Source organism: Blastococcus sp. CT_GayMR16 (assembly GCF_004570875.1).
Classification (GTDB): domain Bacteria; phylum Actinomycetota; class Actinomycetes; order Mycobacteriales; family Geodermatophilaceae; genus Blastococcus_B.
In genome coordinates this window covers 1-17,223 of the sequence record NZ_SPQK01000003.1, presented here as the reverse complement: position 1 = coordinate 17,223, position 17,223 = coordinate 1, and the positions used below count along the sequence as shown (strand labels likewise).

The 17,223-nt window shown below is 73.7% G+C and carries 16 protein-coding genes; 8 read left to right on the top strand and 8 right to left on the bottom strand.

The window, feature by feature from the left end; all coding sequences use genetic code 11:
• Nucleotides 1–74: 74 nt before the first annotated feature.
• The 3 genes from E4P38_RS04860 to E4P38_RS04850 all read left to right on the top strand — a co-directional run bounded on the left by E4P38_RS04860 (nucleotide 75) and on the right by E4P38_RS04850 (nucleotide 5,194).
• Nucleotides 75–2,108, top strand: coding sequence for a hypothetical protein (locus E4P38_RS04860; RefSeq protein ID WP_135130659.1), 2,034 nt, complete (start codon nucleotides 75–77; stop codon nucleotides 2,106–2,108).
• A gap of 99 nt (nucleotides 2,109–2,207) precedes the next feature.
• Entirely contained in the window at nucleotides 2,208–3,851 is a 1,644-nt protein-coding gene (locus tag E4P38_RS04855; RefSeq protein ID WP_135130658.1) for an FAD-dependent oxidoreductase, read from the top strand.
• Nucleotides 3,848–5,194, top strand: coding sequence for an ATP-binding protein (locus tag E4P38_RS04850; RefSeq protein ID WP_135130657.1), 1,347 nt, complete (start codon nucleotides 3,848–3,850; stop codon nucleotides 5,192–5,194). Before E4P38_RS04855 ends, E4P38_RS04850 begins: the two co-directional genes overlap by 4 nt.
• A gap of 114 nt (nucleotides 5,195–5,308) precedes the next feature.
• On the opposite strand, the gene E4P38_RS04845 is transcribed toward E4P38_RS04850, so the two are convergent.
• Nucleotides 5,309–5,755: a CBS domain-containing protein gene (locus E4P38_RS04845; protein ID WP_135130656.1), complete on the bottom strand. Its 447-nt coding sequence runs from the start codon at nucleotides 5,753–5,755 to the stop codon at nucleotides 5,309–5,311.
• A 147-nt stretch (nucleotides 5,756–5,902) separates the two neighbouring features.
• Between E4P38_RS04845 and E4P38_RS04840 the strand changes: the two genes are divergently transcribed.
• The 4 genes from E4P38_RS04840 (at nucleotide 5,903) to E4P38_RS04825 (ending at nucleotide 10,333) form a co-directional block, all read left to right on the top strand.
• Complete coding sequence (locus tag E4P38_RS04840; RefSeq protein ID WP_135130655.1) at nucleotides 5,903–6,460, top strand: gluconokinase; 558 nt, start codon at nucleotides 5,903–5,905, stop codon at nucleotides 6,458–6,460.
• On the top strand, nucleotides 6,457–7,923 hold the full coding sequence (locus E4P38_RS04835) for an SLC13 family permease (RefSeq protein ID WP_135130654.1): 1,467 nt from the start codon (nucleotides 6,457–6,459) through the stop codon (nucleotides 7,921–7,923). Before E4P38_RS04840 ends, E4P38_RS04835 begins: the two co-directional genes overlap by 4 nt.
• Before the next feature lie 119 nt (nucleotides 7,924–8,042).
• Nucleotides 8,043–9,482 (top strand): protein kinase, encoded by a 1,440-nt coding sequence (locus E4P38_RS04830; protein ID WP_245160795.1) that lies wholly within the window; start codon nucleotides 8,043–8,045, stop codon nucleotides 9,480–9,482.
• 101 nt (nucleotides 9,483–9,583) lie between these two features.
• Nucleotides 9,584–10,333, top strand: a complete 750-nt coding sequence (locus E4P38_RS04825; protein WP_135130652.1) for an aquaporin — start codon at nucleotides 9,584–9,586, stop codon at nucleotides 10,331–10,333.
• A 16-nt stretch (nucleotides 10,334–10,349) separates the two neighbouring features.
• Here the strand turns inward: E4P38_RS04825 and E4P38_RS04820 are convergent, their stop codons facing one another.
• From E4P38_RS04820 to E4P38_RS04800, 5 genes are all read right to left on the bottom strand, one after another.
• Complete coding sequence (locus E4P38_RS04820) at nucleotides 10,350–11,120, bottom strand: MotA/TolQ/ExbB proton channel family protein (RefSeq protein WP_245160794.1); 771 nt, start codon at nucleotides 11,118–11,120, stop codon at nucleotides 10,350–10,352.
• Nucleotides 11,121–11,123: 3 nt separating this feature from the next.
• The gene (locus E4P38_RS04815; RefSeq protein ID WP_135130651.1) at nucleotides 11,124–11,444 is read right to left on the bottom strand and encodes a flagellar FlbD family protein; all 321 of its coding nucleotides are present in this window, start codon (nucleotides 11,442–11,444) and stop codon (nucleotides 11,124–11,126) included.
• A gap of 144 nt (nucleotides 11,445–11,588) precedes the next feature.
• A complete protein-coding gene (locus tag E4P38_RS04810; protein WP_135130650.1) occupies nucleotides 11,589–12,893 on the bottom strand; it encodes a hypothetical protein in 1,305 nt (434 codons plus the stop codon).
• Nucleotides 12,894–13,322 (bottom strand): hypothetical protein, encoded by a 429-nt coding sequence (locus tag E4P38_RS04805; RefSeq protein WP_135130649.1) that lies wholly within the window; start codon nucleotides 13,320–13,322, stop codon nucleotides 12,894–12,896.
• Between the two features lie 33 nt (nucleotides 13,323–13,355).
• The gene (locus tag E4P38_RS04800) at nucleotides 13,356–15,212 is read right to left on the bottom strand and encodes a hypothetical protein (protein WP_245160793.1); all 1,857 of its coding nucleotides are present in this window, start codon (nucleotides 15,210–15,212) and stop codon (nucleotides 13,356–13,358) included.
• A 91-nt stretch (nucleotides 15,213–15,303) separates the two neighbouring features.
• On the opposite strand from E4P38_RS04800, the gene E4P38_RS04795 reads away from it, so the two are divergent.
• Complete coding sequence (locus tag E4P38_RS04795) at nucleotides 15,304–16,074, top strand: MerR family transcriptional regulator (protein WP_167760446.1); 771 nt, start codon at nucleotides 15,304–15,306, stop codon at nucleotides 16,072–16,074.
• On the opposite strand, the gene E4P38_RS04790 is transcribed toward E4P38_RS04795, so the two are convergent.
• Together E4P38_RS04790 and E4P38_RS22800 are read right to left on the bottom strand one after the other, a co-directional pair.
• Nucleotides 16,052–16,258, bottom strand: a complete 207-nt coding sequence (locus E4P38_RS04790; protein WP_135130646.1) for a hypothetical protein — start codon at nucleotides 16,256–16,258, stop codon at nucleotides 16,052–16,054. The genes E4P38_RS04795 and E4P38_RS04790 overlap by 23 nt on opposite strands.
• A 43-nt stretch (nucleotides 16,259–16,301) precedes the next feature.
• Nucleotides 16,302–17,223, bottom strand: a 922-nt coding sequence (locus E4P38_RS22800) for a DUF6297 family protein (RefSeq protein ID WP_209308934.1), incomplete at its 5' end; no start/stop codon positions are given.

The following is a 17,223-nucleotide window of genomic DNA, read 5'->3' as shown; positions in this document are numbered from 1 at the left end:
GTCGTCGCTACCCTCCGGCGCAGGAGCTGGAGCGTCCCCGCGCCGGACGTGTCGACGACGAGGGGGAGCCGCTGATGGACGTCGTCCCGCGGCCGACGCGGACCGTGAGCCCGCCGCCGACGATCGCCTCGCTCTGGGCCGAGGTGAGCGGCGACGAGATGACCGACGCCACCCTGGAGTGGCCGGCCGACGTCTTCGCGCTGGTCGGCAGCGTGCTCGGGCGCACGCACGCCTACCGGTTCGCGGTGTCCCCGCCGGCGGGCCTGCACTGGCCCCCGGGCGGTGCCGCCAGCTGGAACAGCACCGTCTGCGGCGCGGCGGAGAGCTGGGCGGCGTGGGCCGAAGCCCCCGAGGGCCCGCCGCCGGCCCTGGTGGCCGATGCCTGGGCCGTCCTGCGCGACGGGGCGTCGGCCACGCTGGACGACATCGCCGACGGCAGGAACTGGGCGGTCTGCGAGGCGCTCCTGACCCTGCTCGCCGCGAGCGACGAGACGTGCGCGGGGGTTGCCGCCGCGCTCGACCCCGTGCGGGAGTCCGGCTACCGGTTCCGCGCCCGCGCCGACGAGCTGCTGTCGCGGACCGGTTCGCTGTCCCTGCTCCCCACGCACCGGCTCCGAGTGCTGCCCAAGGTGCGCACGCCGCCCGGCGGCATCTCCTTCAGGTCGCTGTCGCGGTACCTGTGCATCCGCGGTCCCTCCGTGGACGTCGCCTGGCACAAGGTGCCCGCGCGACGCTCGGGGCTGGGCCAGCAACAGGCCAACGTCCTCCTGATGCCGTGGCCGTTGCGGGTCCGCCAGCGTGACTTCCGGCCACTGCCCGGATCGGTCCACCGCGCCGAGAACGAGCCGTTCGGGGTCTTCGAGTTCGCCCCGACCGAGGGCTTCGACCTCGACCTCGTGGAGCGCACGCTGCGGGGAGCGCTCGACGAGGTCGACGGTGTGGACGCGGTGATCTTCCCGGAGAGCTGCGTGCCCGTCGGCGACATCGAGCCACTGGAGGCGCTGCTGGCCCACTACGGGGTCACGGTGCTGCTGGCCGGCGCGCGCGAGACCACCACCACCCCCGGGCGGCTGCCCGCGAACTGGCTGCACCAAGGCGTGCACGTCGGCGGCTGCTGGGCGCACTACCGGCAGAACAAGCACCACCGCTGGTTCCTCGACGAGAGCCAGATCAACCAGTACCACCTGGCCGGTGCGCTGCACCCGTCCGTGCGCTGGTGGGAGGCCATGGAGGTGCCCCGCCGCTCGCTGCAATTCCTGGAGCTCAGCGAGGGGCTGACCCTCGTGACCGTCGTCTGCGAGGACCTGGCCCGCATGGACGAGGTCGCCGAACTGATCCGGGACGTCGGCCCGACCCTCGTCGTGACCGTCCTGCTCGACGGGCCACAGCTCGCCACCCGCTGGACGGCGCGGTACGCCGGCGTCCTCGCCGACGACCCGGGCACGGCCGTGTTGACCCTCACGGCACACGGGATGGTCGAGCGCAGCCGGCCCACGGGGATGCCGCCGTCCACCGTCGTGGCCCTGTGGAAGGACCCGACGCGCGGCCTGCGCGAGATCTCCCTGGAGCCGGGGGCCACCGGCGTTCTCATCAGCCTCGCGGCCACCCGGGCGCGGCGTCGGGTCGCCGACGGGCGGACGCCGGTCGACAACGCGACGGGACTGATGGTCGCCGGGGTCTTCCCCGTCGCGCCCGCGCAGGAGGTGGTGCCGCACGCCGGCGGCGAGCGCACGGTGACCGGCGCGGCCCTGGATGCGCCGGACCTGACGATCGTGACCGCGTGGTCGGACGCGGTCGCCGAAGCCCTGGAGCACGCGCCCGAACAGGTGGACGCGCTGGTCGACGACGCCCGCCCGGGCACCCCGTGGCGGCGGGACCTCGGGCTGCCGGAGCCGTCCGAGCCCCTGGCCGAGGCGCTCACCGCCGTCGCCGACATCGTCGAGGCGGTGCAGCCCGGGGGGAAGGTCCCCCGGGACGCCGCGATCCTCGCCCTGCTGCAGACCGCGTCGGCCGACGGCCCGGCCGCCGCGTCCCTGGCCAGGGCGGTCCTCCGGTCGGCCCTGGAAGCGCGGCAGGACGCCCGCGCCGTCATCTCGCGGCATGGCTGACCACCGCGGGGGGCACCCGGGCGGCTACTCGGGTCGGCCTCCACGCAGTACGTTCCGGCCTGTCTCGTTTCCGCCGGCGACGGCATCCTGGGGAGAGCGATGAGCCGACCGGTCCTGATGGCCGTGGACGACGACGCACCGGTGCTGGCCGCCGTGGAGCGCGATCTGCGGGATCGATACGCCGAGCACTACCAGGTCATCACCGCGTCCTCGGGGGACCAGGCGCTCGACCTCCTCCGCCGGCTGCGGCTGCGCGAGGACACCGTCGCCCTCCTGCTGGTCGACCAGCGGATGCCCGGCATGAGCGGCACCGAGTTCCTGGCGGCCTCCCGTGAGCTGTATCCCGACGCCAAGCGGGTGCTGCTGACCGCCTACGCCGACACCGACGCCGCGATCCGGGCGATCAACGACGCCGACGTCCATCACTACCTGCTCAAGCCCTGGGACCCGCCGGACGAGCGGCTCTACCCGGTGCTCGACGACCTGCTCGAGACCTGGCGGCGTCCCGCGCCAACGGCGAACCTCCGCGTCGTCGGCGACCGCTGGTCGCCCAGCAGCCACGCGGTCCGCGAGTTCCTGGCCCGCAACCTGGTGCCCTACAAGTGGCTCGACGTCGAGGCCGATCCGCAGGCCCGCGTCCTGCTCGATGCCGCCGGGACCGACGCCGGGACCCTGCCGGTCCTGGTGACCGACGACGGCGAGGTGCTCGTCGACCCCGACCTGCACACGGTCGCGGAGCGGATCGGGCTGCAGGTGCGCGCCGTGCGGTCGGCCTACGACCTGGTGGTGGTCGGTGCCGGCCCGGCGGGCCTGGCGGCCGGGGTCTACGGGGCCTCGGAGGGCCTGGCCACCCTGGTCCTGGAGTGCAACGCACCAGGCGGGCAGGCGGGCACGACGAGCAAGATCGAGAACTACCTCGGCTTCCCGGTCGGGCTCTCCGGCGCGGACCTGACGCTGCGGGCCCGCGAGCAGGCGATCCGGTTCGGGGCGGAGATCCTCGTGCCGACGGAGGTGGCGGGACTGCGCCGGGAGGACCCGTACACGGTGATCCGGCTGTCCGATGGCAGCGAGGTGAGCGCCTCGACGCTGCTGATCGCCTCGGGCGTCAACTACCGGACGCTCGACGTGCCCGGGGCCGCCCCGCTCACCGGGATGGGGGTCTACTACGCGGCCAGCCGCGCGGAGGGTGTCGACCACGCCGGCGGCCGGGTCTTCGTCGTCGGCGGCGGCAACTCGGCCGGACAGGCCGCCATCTTCATGTCGCAGTTCGCCGCGTCGGTGACGGTGCTGGTCCGCGGACCCGACCTGACGAGCACCATGTCGAGCTACCTGATCGACCGGATCGAGGCCTCGGAGAAGATCTCCGTCGAGTACCGGACCGAGGTCGCCGGCGCCCTCGGTGCCCGTCGGCTGGAGGGCCTGCGGCTGCGCTCGAACGGCACCGACGAGCAGGAGGTCGCCGCCGACGCGCTGTTCGTGTTCGTCGGGCAGGCGCCCCGCACGAGCTGGCTCGAGGGCGTCGTCCGCCGTGACGACAAGGGCTTCGTCCTGACCGGCGGCGACCTCGGCCTGCCGCCGCCGGACTGGCCGCTGACGGTGCCGCCGCTGCCGCTGGAGACCTCCGTGCCCGGTGTGTTCGCCGCGGGCGACGTCCGGCACGGTTCGGTGAAGCGCATCGCGTCCGCCGTGGGGGAGGGCGCGATGGCGGTGCGCTTCGCCCACGAGCGGCTGGCTGGTCGGTGACGGCGGCGCCGGACCTGGATGTCGCAGCCGCGCTGCGCGGGTCGCGGCTGTTCGCCGAACTCCCTCAAGCCGACGTCGCCGCGCTCGCCGCCCACAGCAGAAGCGTGGCACTCGCGCCGGGCGAGGTGCTGATGAGCGAGGGTTCGCCGCCGGACGCCATGTACGTCGTCACCGAGGGCGAGCTGGAGATCAGCCGGCACGCCGTCGGCGCCGACCTGCTGCTCAACGTGTGCGGCCCCGGTGACCTGATCGGTGAGCTCGGCGTCGCCCACGGCCGCCCGCGGTCGGCCACCGTGCGGGCCCGCGGCCCGGCCCGGGTGCAGCGCATCGGGGCGGAGGCCCTGGACCGGCTGCTCGCCCACCCCCCGTCGGCGCGGGCACTGCTCACCGCGACGTCCCGCCGGCTGGACCGGGAGGAGGGCCTGCTCCGCCAGCAGGAGCGGATGGCCGCCCTGGGTGCGCTCGCCGCCGGCCTGCTGCACGAGGTGAACAACCCGGCGTCGGCCGTGCAGCGTGGCGCCGCGCGGCTGCGAGTCCTGCTCGCCGAGGACGACGGCCCGGTCAGCCCGCTCCAGCCGCTGGTGGGACAGGTGCCGGTACCGGACGACCCGCTCGCCCGGGCGGACGCCGAAGCCGCCGTCGCGCGGGCGCTGGCCGACGCCGGCGTCGACGGCGGCTGGAGCGTGGCGCCCGGGCTCGTCCGTCTCGGCGTCGATCCCGACGACCTGGTCCGGACGCTGGCCGGCCTGTACGCCGGTGAGCCCGGCCAGGTCGTGCGCGACCTGGTCCGCTCCCAGGAGATCCGGGCGCTCCTGGAGGAGGTGTCCGCCGGCGCGGACTACCTGTCGAAGATCGTGTCCGGGGTCCGCCCGCTCGCCTACGCCGCCGACCAGTCGCTGAGCGCCGTCGACGTCCATGCCGGCCTCGAGCAGGCGCTCGTCCTGGTGCGGCACAAGGTGCCGCCCGGCGTGCGGGTCGTCCGCGACTTCGACCCCCGGCCACAGGTCGTCGAGGGCTGGCCCGCGGACCTGGCCATGGTCTGGACCAACCTGCTGGACAACGCGCTGGCCGCAGCCGGTTCCGACGGCGAGGTCACCGTGCGGACCCGGGGCGAGCCCGACGCCGTCACGGTGGACGTCGAGAACACCGGCCCGACGGTGCCCCCCGAGGTGCTGGCGAAGGCGTTCGACGCCTTCTACACGACGAAACCGATCGGTCAGGGCACGGGCCTCGGCCTCGCGACGTCGCTCGCGGTGGTCGCCCAGCGGCACAAGGGCAGCCTCACGCTCACCTCCGAGGACGGCGTCACGCGTGCGCGCGTCGTCCTGCCCCGGCACCGGTGAACGGTTGAGCCCTCCGCTCTTGCGCTGTTTCCCCTGCTCTCGCGCTGTTGCATCGGCGCACGAGGGTGTGCAATCGCGCAAGAGACCACCAGGACGGGCGCGCGCCCCGCGGGACTAGGCCGCCCAGTCCTTCCTGAGCAGGGCCCGGCAGACCGCCGCCATGTCGACGAGGCCGACCAGCCGCCCGTCGTCGACGACCGGTAGGTGCATGACCGACTGCTCCAGCATCCGTTCGGCTGCCTCGGCCACCGACATGCCCGGGTGGATGACGGTCGGGCGGCCCAGGTGCAGCTGGTTGATGCGGGTGTCGTTCAGGTCGCGTCCGTCGGCCACCGCCTGGCTGACATCGGCATCGGTGATGACGGCGATCGGGAGTCGCCCGTCGAGATCGGCGGTGACCACCAGCGCGCTGTCGTGCGAGCGCTTCATCAGGTAGGCGGCCGAGGCGACGTGGGAGTCCGGTTCCACCGTCGTCGTGGGGGCTCGCATCAGGGAGCCGACGGTGGGCTCCCCGAGCGAGCCCGCAGGGGCGCCGTCGGCGGCGGACTGGCTCTCGGACATGGCAACTCCTCGTGGGTGTGCCGGGTCTTGTCCGCCATTGTGGGGCCCATCCCCCCGGCGTGGACACGCTTCGCCCCGGTTGTTGCGCAGATCGCAGGCAGCCGCACCGGTTTGTGCCGGTCAGCGGCCGGACGTACGGTCCGACGCATGGCTGCCGACGGCCCTCCGACCACGACCATCGTCGTCATGGGGGTCTCCGGCTCGGGCAAGTCGACCGTCGCTGCGACCCTCGTCGACCGCCTCGGCTGGGAGTTCGCCGAGGGCGACGACTTCCACCCGCCCGCCAACGTCGAGAAGATGCGGGCCGGGCACCCGCTGGACGACGAGGACCGCTGGCCGTGGCTCCGGAGCCTGGCCGACTGGATCGGGTCGCACGAGCGCGCGGGCCGCTCCGTCGTCGTCACCTGCTCGGCGCTCAAGCGCAGCTACCGCGACCTGCTCCGCGACGGCCACCCGTCGGTGTGGTTCGCGCACGTGACGGCCGATCCGGAGCTGATCCGCGAGCGGGTCGAGCACCGCACCGGGCACTACATGCCGCCGTCGCTGCTCGACAGCCAGCTGGCCACCCTCGAGCCACTGGCGGACGACGAACCGGGGGCGGCGATCTCCGGCGCCGGGTCACCGCCGTCCGTGGCCACCGAACTCCTCGCCGCGCTCGACGACGAACGCGGCCTCCACCTCAGTGCCCAGGAGGCCTCGTCATGACCGTTCTCGCCGCCGCCGAGGGGGCCAGCGACTTCCGGCTGGTGCTCGCCGCGGTGCTGGGCATCGCCGCCGTCGTCCTGCTGATCACGTGGCTGAAGGTGCACCCGTTCCTGGCGCTCATCCTCGGCTCGCTGTTGCTGGGTGCCGTCGCCGGCCTGGGGGTGTCGGACACGATCACCAGCTTCACCACCGGGGTCGGCGCGACCGTCGGCAGCGTGGGGCTGCTGATCGCGCTCGGCGCCATGATCGGTGGCCTGCTGGCCGAGTCCGGCGGCGCGGACCGGGTGGTCACCGCCTTCGTCGACCACGTGTCGACCCGGCGGCTCCCGTGGGCGATGGCCGGGGTCGCCGCCCTGATCGGCATCCCGCTGTTCTTCGAGGTGGGCGTCGTCCTGCTCGTCCCGATCGTCCTGCTCGTCGCCCGGCGCACGCAACTGCCGGTGCTCGCCGTCGGCATCCCCGCACTGGCCGGCCTGTCGGTCCTGCACGGTCTCGTGCCGCCGCATCCCGGTCCGCTGGTCGCCATCGACGCCCTGGGCGCGGACCTGGGCCGCACCCTCCTCTTCGGCCTGATCGCCGCGATCCCGTGCGTCGTCCTCGCCGGACCGGTGTTCGGCTCCTGGATCAGCCGCCGGCTGGACCTGCCGATCCCCGCACGCCTGGGGGGAGCCGGCCCGGCCGACGGCCCGGACGGCGGGACGGCGCGCACCGGCACCGATCTCGGCACCCCCACCGAGACCGAGCAGCGCGCCTCGGCGACCGCCACCGCCACCTCCGTCGAGGCGCCCCCGCGTCGGCTCCCGAACCTCGGCGCGACGATCTTCACGATCCTGCTGCCGGTCCTGCTGATGCTGCTGCGCGCCATCGGCGAGCTGACTCTCGACGAGGACAGCGGGCTGCGGTCCACGCTCGACCTGATCGGCACCCCGGTGATCGCGCTGCTGGCCGGCGTCATCCTGGCGATGTTCACCCTCGGCACGGCCGTCGGCTTCGGCCGGGAGAAGATCTCCTCGACCGTCGGCGGCTCGCTGCCGGCCATCGCCGGCATCCTGCTGATCGTCGCGGCCGGCGGCGGCTTCAAGCAGGTGCTGATCGACGCCGGGGTCGGCGACCTCGTGGGCCGCGCCGCGGAGGACCTCAACCTCAACGCGCTGGTCCTGGGCTGGTTGGTCGCCGTCGGCATCCGGCTGGCCACCGGGTCGGCCACCGTCGCCACCATCACGGCCGCGGGCATCGTGGCGCCGCTCGCGGGCGGTCTCGACGCGAACACCGTCGCGCTGCTCGCCCTGGCCATCGGCTCCGGGTCGCTGTTCTTCTCCCACGTGAACGACGCCGGTTTCTGGCTGGTCAAGGAGTACTTCGGGATGACCGTCGGCCAGACGATCAAGAGCTGGTCGGTGATGGAGACGATCATCTCCGTCGTCGGCCTATTGTCGGTCCTGGCGCTCTCGGTCGTCGTCTAGCGCCACTCACCCGAACGGGGCTGCCGGACGGCCATCGGGGGTTACGACCGTCCCGACCTGGCAACCTGGACAGGTCGGCCCCGCACGGGCGAGGGCAGCTGTTGCTGATGGGGGGCCGGGTGGAAGCGCGAGGTGGCCTGCTCGGCAACCGGTACGAGCTGCTCGTCGTGCTGGCCAGCGGGGGGATGGGCCGCGTCTGGCGCGCCCGCGACACGCTGCTCGAGCGTCCGGTCGCGGTGAAGGTCCTGCGCAGCGAGTTCACCGGCGACGCCACGTTCCGGGCCCGGTTCCGCGCCGAGGCCCAGCACACCGCCGCGCTGCACCATCCCAACATCGCCTCGGTCTTCGACTACGGCGAGCTCGTGGAGGACGGCGAGCAGCTCGCCTACCTCGTCATGGAGCTGGTCGAGGGCGAAGCGCTCTCCGCCCTGCTGGAGCGCGTGGGGGCGCTCGACGCCGCGCGGACGCTCGACATCGTGCGGCAGACCTCCGCCGCCCTGGGCGCCGCACACGCCGCCGGTGTGGTCCACCGCGACGTCAAGCCGGGCAACGTGCTCATGGGCACCGACGGCGTCGTCAAGATCACCGACTTCGGGATCGCCTGGTCGGCGTCCAGCGTGCCGCTGACCGGAACCGGTCAAGTGATCGGCACCGCGCACTACCTGTCCCCGGAGCAGGCCGAGGGCGGCAAGGCGACCCCGGCCAGCGACGTGTATGCCCTCGGGACGGTGGCCTACGAGTGCCTGGCCGGACGGCGGGCCTTCGAGGGCGAGAACTCCGTCCAGATCGCGCTCAAGCAGATCCGTGAGGAACCCGAGCCGTTGCCGTCGGGCGTCCCCGCGGCGATGCGCGAACTGGTCCACCGGGCCATGGCCAAGGACCCGGCCGCGCGCTATCCCGACGGCGCCGCCCTCCGGGCGGCGGCGGACGCCGTGACCCTCACCGGTGGCACCGCACCGATCGGCCGGACCGGCACGCACGGCACCGCGGTCCTGCCGCTCCCGCCGGTGCCGCTCGGGCGCACGCCGGCGTCGTCCCCGGCTCGGCGGTTCCGCCGGCCGTCGCCGGTGCTGCTCGGGGCTCTCGCCGCCCTGGTGGTGCTGGCGGTGGTCGTCGCCCTCCTGCAGACGGGATCCAGGACGCCGTCGGAGGCCGGATCGCCGTCGGGCACGACAGCTCCCGGGACGACGACGTCGGCCCCGGCGCCGCCGCCCACGATCCCGGTGGCGGCGGGCGGCTTCATCGGACGGCCGGTCGCGGAGGTGCAGGCCGAGCTCGTCGGCCGGGGCCTGCAGGTCCAGCTCGCGCCGGTGGACACGGGCGACGTCGCCGCCGGACTGGTCACGGCCGTCGGCCCCGAGGGGGAGCTCGCGCCGGGGACCGTCGTCACCGTGTCCTACGCCGTCCCGCCCGTCGTGATCCCGGCCCCGGTGGACACCGGCACGGGCGCCGGCACCGGGGGCAACGGCAACAACGGCAACGGCAACAACGGCAACGGCAACGGCAACGGCAACAACGGGAACGGCAACGGCAACAACAAGGACGACGAGGACGACTGAATCCGTCCGACGAAGAGTCGGAGTGGCCGGCCGTCCCCTGGGTATGGGCGGGCGCACGTGGGTCACGGGCCCCGCGGCGCGGTCACGGGGGGCTGTACGGGATGGATGCACGCGGCTCGGTCAGGGGTTCCACATCCGCGGGGCTGTACGGCAGCCAGGTCGGGCGGCGTCCGGTCCGCGCGGCGGTCGCCGAACTGGTCGGCACCGCGGTGCTCGTCTACGTCGGCACCAGCGCGGCCGTCGCCGGCGCCGTCCGAGGCGAGACGGTCTACGACACGCTCGCCATCGTGCTGGCCTTCGGCCTGGCGCTCGTCGCGCTGGTGGCCGCCTTCGGACACGTGTCGGGCTGCCATCTCAACCCTGCCGTGACCATCGGCCTGGCCGTGACCCGCCGGTTCCCCTGGTCCGCGGCGGCGATCTACGTCGGGGCCCAGCTGGCCGGTGGGCTGGTCGGTGCGCTGGCCACCTGGGTCAGCTACGGCGGGAGGGCGCGGAGCGAGGGGGCGCTCGGCGCCACCCACCCCGCGCCCGGTGTCTCCATGGCGCAGGCGTTCGTCGTGGAGGCCCTGGTGACGTTCGTGCTTGTGCTCGTGGTCGTCTCGGTCGCCACCGACGAGCGGGCCGTGGGGGGCGTCGCGCCGATCGCCGTCGGCTTCGCCCTGTCCGCGGCGATCTTCGTGGCCGGACCACTGACGGGCGGCGCGGTCAACCCGGCTCGCGCGTTCGGTCCGAACATCCTGGCCGGTGAGCTGGCTCCGCTCTGGCTCTACCTGGTGGCGCCGACGCTCGGCGGCATCCTTGCCGCGCTGCTCTACGACCGGGTCCTGTCCGCGGCAGAGCCGCCGGAGTAGCCGGCACACCCATCCGTCAGGCGGCGGAGAGCTGGGCCTCGCTCGGCGGCAGCATGGCCTGCAGCTTCTGCCGCAGGGCGCGCGGGTTGGTGCCGGCGAGGATCTCGCAGACCCCCTCGAGCACGAGCTCCATCTCGGCCGCGCGGAGATCGGCGTTCCGGCGGATCTTCACGCTGATCGGCAGCCAGATGAAGTTGGCCGACAGCACGCCCCACAGGGTCGCGACGAAGGCGCTGGCGACGAGCGGGCCGAGCACGGTCGGGTCCTGGAGGCTCTTGAGCACCTGCACCAGGCCCACGACGGTCCCGATGATGCCGATGGTCGGCGCGTAGCCGCCCATCTTGGCGAAGAAGCGTGCCGCCACGAGGTCATCGGACCGGGTGGCCTCGATCTCGCGTTCCAGCACGTGCCGGACCTGCTCCATGGGGACGGCGTCGATCGCCAGCTGCAGACCGCGGCGCAGGAACGGGTCCTCGACGGTGCGGGCCCGGTTCTCCAGCGGGAGCATGCCCTCCTTGCGGGCCATCGTTGCCAGCTCGACGAGCTGGGCGATGAGCGAGCCGGTCGTCGACCCGCCGTCGGGGCCGAAGGCCATCCGGAACCACGAGCCCAGCTTGCGCAGGTCGGCCATGGCCGATCCGGCCACCGCGGCGCCGAAGGTGGCGCCGAAGACGAGCACCAGCGGCGGCAGCAGGACGACGGCCAGGGGGCTGGAGCCCTCCAGCAGCATCATCGCGATCAGCGACCCCAGGGCCAGGGCCATGCCGACGAACGTTGCCGGTATCACCGGTCAGTCCTCGTCGTCGCCCGCGGTGGCCGGGACGGGGGAGGACTCGGTGTCGCGGCTGCGTGCCCGTCGTTCGACGAAGAGCGCGGCACGAGCGGCGTGGTCGGCGATCTCCGCTGTCCCGCCGGCGAGCTGCTTCTGCGCGACGAGCACGGTCGCCCGGTGGTCGGAGATGGTGCGCAGCAGGTCGTCGAAGGTCTGGTCGACCACGTACTTGGTGCCGTCGACGAGGTGGACGACGGTGTCGGGATCGGTCTCCACCCGCTCGATCTGCAGGGGGTCGACCGTGAAGTGCTCACCGTTGCGGCAGGTCACAGCGATCATGGGAGCGGTCCTTCCGCTCGGGCGGGGTAGCGGACCCCGATGGCGCCGGTGAGGGCTCCCTCCCCATCGGCCTCCGGCGTCCCGACCTGTAGCCGAATGCGGGGCGCGTCACCCGTGCGGGGGGAGATCTGCGCAGGTGAGCGGTCAGAAACCGAAGAGCAGACCGAGCCCGCCGACGGTGAACAGCACCATGACGATCACCAGCGGCAGCTGGTCGGAGGCGCGGGCACGCCGGGCCGACAGCAGCGCGCGCTCGTGCGCGAGGGTGACGCCCACGACGTGGCCGGTGACGATCGCGCCGACCTGCACGAGCGCGATCGCGTCGGAGCCGACCGCCGTCAGGTCGACGACGTTGCCGTAGGTGCCGAACAGGTCGACGGCGACCAGGCCGAACGGGTTGCTCGCCAGGATCCAGGTGGTCTGCCCGTCGAGCAGGAACAGGCTGAAGTAGTGCGCGACGGTGTAGCCGAGCGCGATCGGGATGACCGTGCCCGCATAGCGCCGGGGCTGGATGCCCTCGGGTTGACCGGCCAGCCGCCCCGACAGCCGGGCGCCGAGCACGTAGAGCCCGGCCACCACCCCGATCATCACCAACAGGCCCACGGTGCCGGACAGGCTGTCGTTCGCCGCCCCGGGCCCGGTCTGCCAGAACACGGTCCGGGAGAGTCCGTCGAAGGCCGTCGAGCCGAGCAGGACGACGACGACGGCAGCCAGTCCGCGGTCGACCGGGGCCAGCGTCGCGTTGACCAGCGGGTTGCGCAGCACCAGGCGCCCGTCGTCCCGCCGTCCCCACGGCGAGAGCCGGGCGATCACCGTGGAGTAGACCTCGAACCCGTCTCCGGCGGCGAACCAGTCCTCGCCGAACCACAGGGCCAGCCCCACGTGCACGACGGCGTAGCCGATGAGGAAGACCGCGACCGTGCTGGGCTCGGCGCGGTCGGGGTAGACGAGCTCGAGCCACAGGAAGACCAGCAGGGACGCCGTCGCGGGCCAGAGCCCGAGTTCCGGGAGGCGCCCCGCGCCCGGTGCGGCCGGGAGCACGACGCGTAGCCCGCGGTGCACCAACCGCAGGGGATTGATCACCCGCCAGACCGGCCCGAGCAGCAGGCTGGCCGGCACCAGGCCCACCCAGAACGTCACGTACAGCACCCACGGCGCGAGATTGCGGGCCGTCTCGGCCGGTCCGGCGACGGCCACGGCGGTGAGGAGGACGGTGACCGCCAGCGCGGCCGCCTGCAGACCCCGGCGCACCGCGGTGCTGTCCAGGAGCCGCTGCATCGCGGCCGGGACGGGGAGCCCCGACGAGGGCCGGTCCAGCTTGGGTTGCCGCCAGAAGAGCAGCAGCACCACGAAGCTGAGCAGGATCGCGGCACCGGCGCCGTAGAGCGCCAGCCCGAGCGGGATGGGGAGGTCCGTGCGGGACCCGACCCCGTGGGCGAGGAGCTCCACCTACCCGACCTGGAGGGAGAGCAGCAGCGTGCCCGCCTCGTGCAGCTCCACCTCGAAGACCCCGCGGATGGTCGCGTCGAACGCGAGCTCGGCCGGCTGCCCGGGAGACAGCTCGGCCTCCAGGTCGTAGCCGTGCACGTGCACCTCGTCGGCGGCGTCGCTGGTGATGACCAGGGTGACGTGCTCGCCCACCGCGACCGGCACGCGGCCGGTGTCCCCGCTGGCCCCACCGCCGCTCACCTGCACCTCGATCCGCTGCCCCGCCGGGGTCGCGGCCGCGGTGGACGCCGACGCCGCTGCGGACGTGCTCGCCGCCGCCGACGACGAACTGCCGACCTCGTCCGGCGCGGCGGTACCGGCGCAGCCCGTCAGCGCGACAGCCAGAGCGAGGCCTAGGGCAGCAGGGAACCGGGAGGGACGAACGGTCACGGGAGGGAACTCCAGGGATGAGGGCGTGCGGGGTCAGCGGGCGCCGAGCCCACTGTCCGCTCGGGTCGTGTCCGGCTCGTCGGCCGGCGCGTCCGGGAAGGGCTCACGGACGGCGGCCCGCCGGGAGTAGCGCGCCACGCCCCAGGAGATCGCGGCGATCAGCGCCAGCGTGCAGGCCAGGACGACGAGGTTGGCCAGCAGCCACAGGCCCCCGCCCGAGGACTTCAGCTCCCGCTGCAGGATCTCGATCTCGGGGATGGCGGCGCGGGTCACGCCGTCGTCGGCCGTCATCGCCTCCGCCGGGATGGCCTCGTCGGCCGGCAGGTAGATCGGGACGGCGCTGAGCATCCGGCCGTCGTGGATGCGCAGCAGCGCCTTCCAGTCGTCGTGGATCGGGATCGGCCGGGTCGTGCGGTACTGCCCCTCGCCCGTCCGCTCGAGGGCGTCGACCACCAGGCCCTGCCCCTGCCAGGAGGTGATCTGCACCCAGGACGGGTCGTCGAGCGCGTCCGCCGGCTCCAGCTGGACGGTGATGTTCGCCGTCCGCGGGTCGTCCTGGACATCCTCGATGCCGAGGGTGGCCTCGACGTCGTCGGGCACCGTGGCCAGCAGGCCGTTGGTGACGCAGGCGGTCAGCACGACCAGGGCGCCGAGGAGGACGGTGCGCGCGACGGCGGGGCGCGGCAGCCGCCGGCGCAGCCCCGTGGCGAGGAGGGAGCCGAGCAGCCCGCCCGCCACGCCGCCCGCGATCGCCATGAGCGTGCCCTCGACCAGGATGTCGCTGCCCCACGACAGGGTCTGCGTGAGATGCGTCCAGCCCCACTCGGTCGCGTGCCCGACCGTGCCGATCGCCACCCCGGCGACCGCCCCGAACACCAGCGGCCGACGTGCCAGCGGCAGCACCAGCGCGAGCGCTTCCACGACGATCGCGGAGCCGAGATAGAGCGGGAACATCGGCACGATCTCACCGAAGCCGGGGCCGACGATCAGCGCGATGCCACCGCGGATGACCAGGAAGAATGCGGTCGCGGCGAGTGCGCCCCCGCGGCCGATGAACAGCCGGGCAGCCACCAGCGCCATGCCCGCGGCCGCAGCGATCATGAACGGCTCGAGGACCAGCCGGAACTGCGGGACGTCGAAGTCGTACTCGCCCTGGAACACCGACAGCCCGAGCAGCAGGCCGCCCATGGCCGACGCCTGCCGGACGAAGCGCGTGATGCTGCCGACCTTGCGGTCTCCGTCGTCGGTGGACAGCCCGCCGTGGCCTTCCTGCTCGAGGATCAGCAGGCCGATGATCGACAGCCCGGCGCCGGTGATGAGCATCAGGTGCGTCGGGCCCCAGAGGGTGACGTCCTGGCCGAAGAGCCGGTGCCAGACGTCGTCGAGCGGGAAGCCCAGCAGTGCGTAGAAGCCGGCGCCGGTGAGCAGGACGCCGCCGACGGGCACGTCCCAGCCGCGGATGAAGTGGATCGCGGCCGGGCCGGGCTTCTCGTCCAGCGGCATGGCGCAGGCGAAGATCCCGCCGGCGAAGACCCCGAAGAGGCCGAAGAGGATCAGGTAGTGCGCGGGATTGGCCAGCGGCCCCTCGTCCCGGCCGACACCGATGTGCAGCGAGATGTCCCAGAGCATCCCGAGCAGGGCGACGAGCAGCGAGAGCGTCGTCAGCACCGTGGGGAGCGCGACCCAGGGCGGCACCCCGGTGGCCTTGCCGAGCCGGGTGCCGACCCGCGTCAGGAGCTGGGACCGGCGGGTGCGGTGCAGGAAGACGAGGCCCAGCAGCACCGCGGTCAGGCCGAGGCCGATCGCGGACGCCAGGATCACCTCGCCGATCGCGGCGCCTCCGGCAGGACGTGTGTCAGCAGCGAGCAGCACGGAACCCCCTCTGGCCATGCCGGACATGGAACACCCATCACCGTGACATCGCCAACTGACACATAGAACGAGCGGTTTACCGTGGGGTCACGATGCCTAGGGAGTGGTGGTGACCACGTCGGCCGAGCCTGAGCTACCCGGCGAGGACGCCGATCGCGAGCTGACGGTCGACGAACTCGCCGCCCGGGTCGGGGTGACCGTGCGCAATGTGCGCGCCTACTCGGCGCGGGGGCTGCTGCCTGCGCCGCGCATGGTGGGCCGGACCGGCTACTACGGCCGGGAGCACGTCGCCCGGCTGCTCCTGGTCCGCGAGATGCTCGCCGAGGGGTACTCGCTGGCGATGATCGAGCGCACGCTCGCTTCGGCGCCGCCGACGGCCAGTTCGGCGACACTCGCCCTGCACCGGGCCCTGCTGGCGCCCTGGCTGCCGCCGGAGCCGGAGGACCTGACCGGCGCGGAGCTCGCCGCCCGCGCGGGTGTCCCGGAGGACCCCGACCTGGTCGACCGGCTCGTCGGCCTCGGCCTGGTCGAGCGCCTCGGCGAAGGGGAGTTGCGTGTCCTGGATCCCGCACTGCTCACCGCCGGGCTGCAGGTCGTGGCGTTGGGCGTGCCGCCGGACGACCTGATCGACGCCCAGACGCGGGTCAACGAGCACGTGCGCGAGATCGCCCAGACCTACGTGCGGATGTTCCTCGGGAGCGGTCTGCAGGCGTTCGTCGACGCCGGTGCCCCGCCCGATCAGCTGCAACGGGTCCAGGACACCGTCTCCCGGCTCCAGCCGGCCGCGGCGCAGGCACTGCTGGCGGCCTTCCGGACGGAGATGGCCTCGGCGGTCGAGCAGGCGATCGAGTCGGTGCTCAGTCGGCTGGGGGAGGAGTAGGGATCTCCTCCCGCTCCATCGCGGCGCGCTGCGCCTCCTCCGCCTCCTCGCGGGCATTGAGCCGGCGGTCGCGGACCACCGCGAAGACGACCAGCGCGATGAGGATCGCGGCCGGTACGAAGAAGCCGAGGGTCCCGAGGACCTTCAGGCCGTCGGTGGCCGTGACATCGAAGGAGACCGGCACCCGCCCATGTGACACCGTCCGATGTCAGGGTGTCAAACGGAGGTCACCTGGACCGTCGCCGCCCGAGGTGGGTCAGCGCGGCGGCTGCGAGAGCCAGCGCCCAGGCGAACTGGACGGCGATGGCCACCGGTGACGGGTCGACGCCGGTGAGCAGCACCACGACGATCGGGACCGTGCCCACGAGGCCGATGTCGGCGCCCTGCACGAGCGTGGCGACGATTCCGGCCGGGAGGACGCCCATGGGTGTGGCGACGACCGGACCCGACCAGTCCAGCTCGGGTCGGTAGGCGCCGCGGAGGGCTGCCGCCGTCCACGCCGGTACGGCGCCCAGGGCGAGCGCTGCCCAGGCGAGGGGATCGGGGCTGCCGAGCCCGACGAGCAGCCCGCTGAGCCCGCACACGCCGGTCAGCACGAGGACGGGCGCCACGCAGCGCGCGGCGACGACCTGCCCCGACGACAGCGGCAGGAGGCGGTCGATGGCGGGGGCGGCGTGCGCGAAGCGGCTGGGGTGCCCGACCGTGACGGCGGCGGCCAGCCAGCCGAGTAGCAGGCCGACGGTGGCCGCGGCGGGAAGCCGGTCGAGCCCGTCGGTGCGGGCGGCCAGGACGGGTACCGCCGTGGCGACGACGAGCTGGCCGCACTGCCACGGACTGCGGGCCAGCAGCAGGAGGTCGGCCGCCGCCACGGCCTGCCACGGCCGTCGGACGAGGGCGAGCCTGCGCCCGCGGCCTCGAGGCCGGCGCGGTCCGGCCGACAGCGCCCGCCCGAGGTCTCGGGTGTCCAGGGAGAACACCGACGCCGACGCGAAGGAGGCCGCGGCTCCGGAGGCCCGCAGCGAGCCCGCGTCCAGGCGGCCGAGGCCGCGGTCGGCGGCGACAAGGAGGAGCGCCGCCACAACGGCCAGGCCGACCGCGGCGGGCCAGGAGACCCCGGGGAGCCCGCCCCGGGTCAGGTCGGCGACCGCA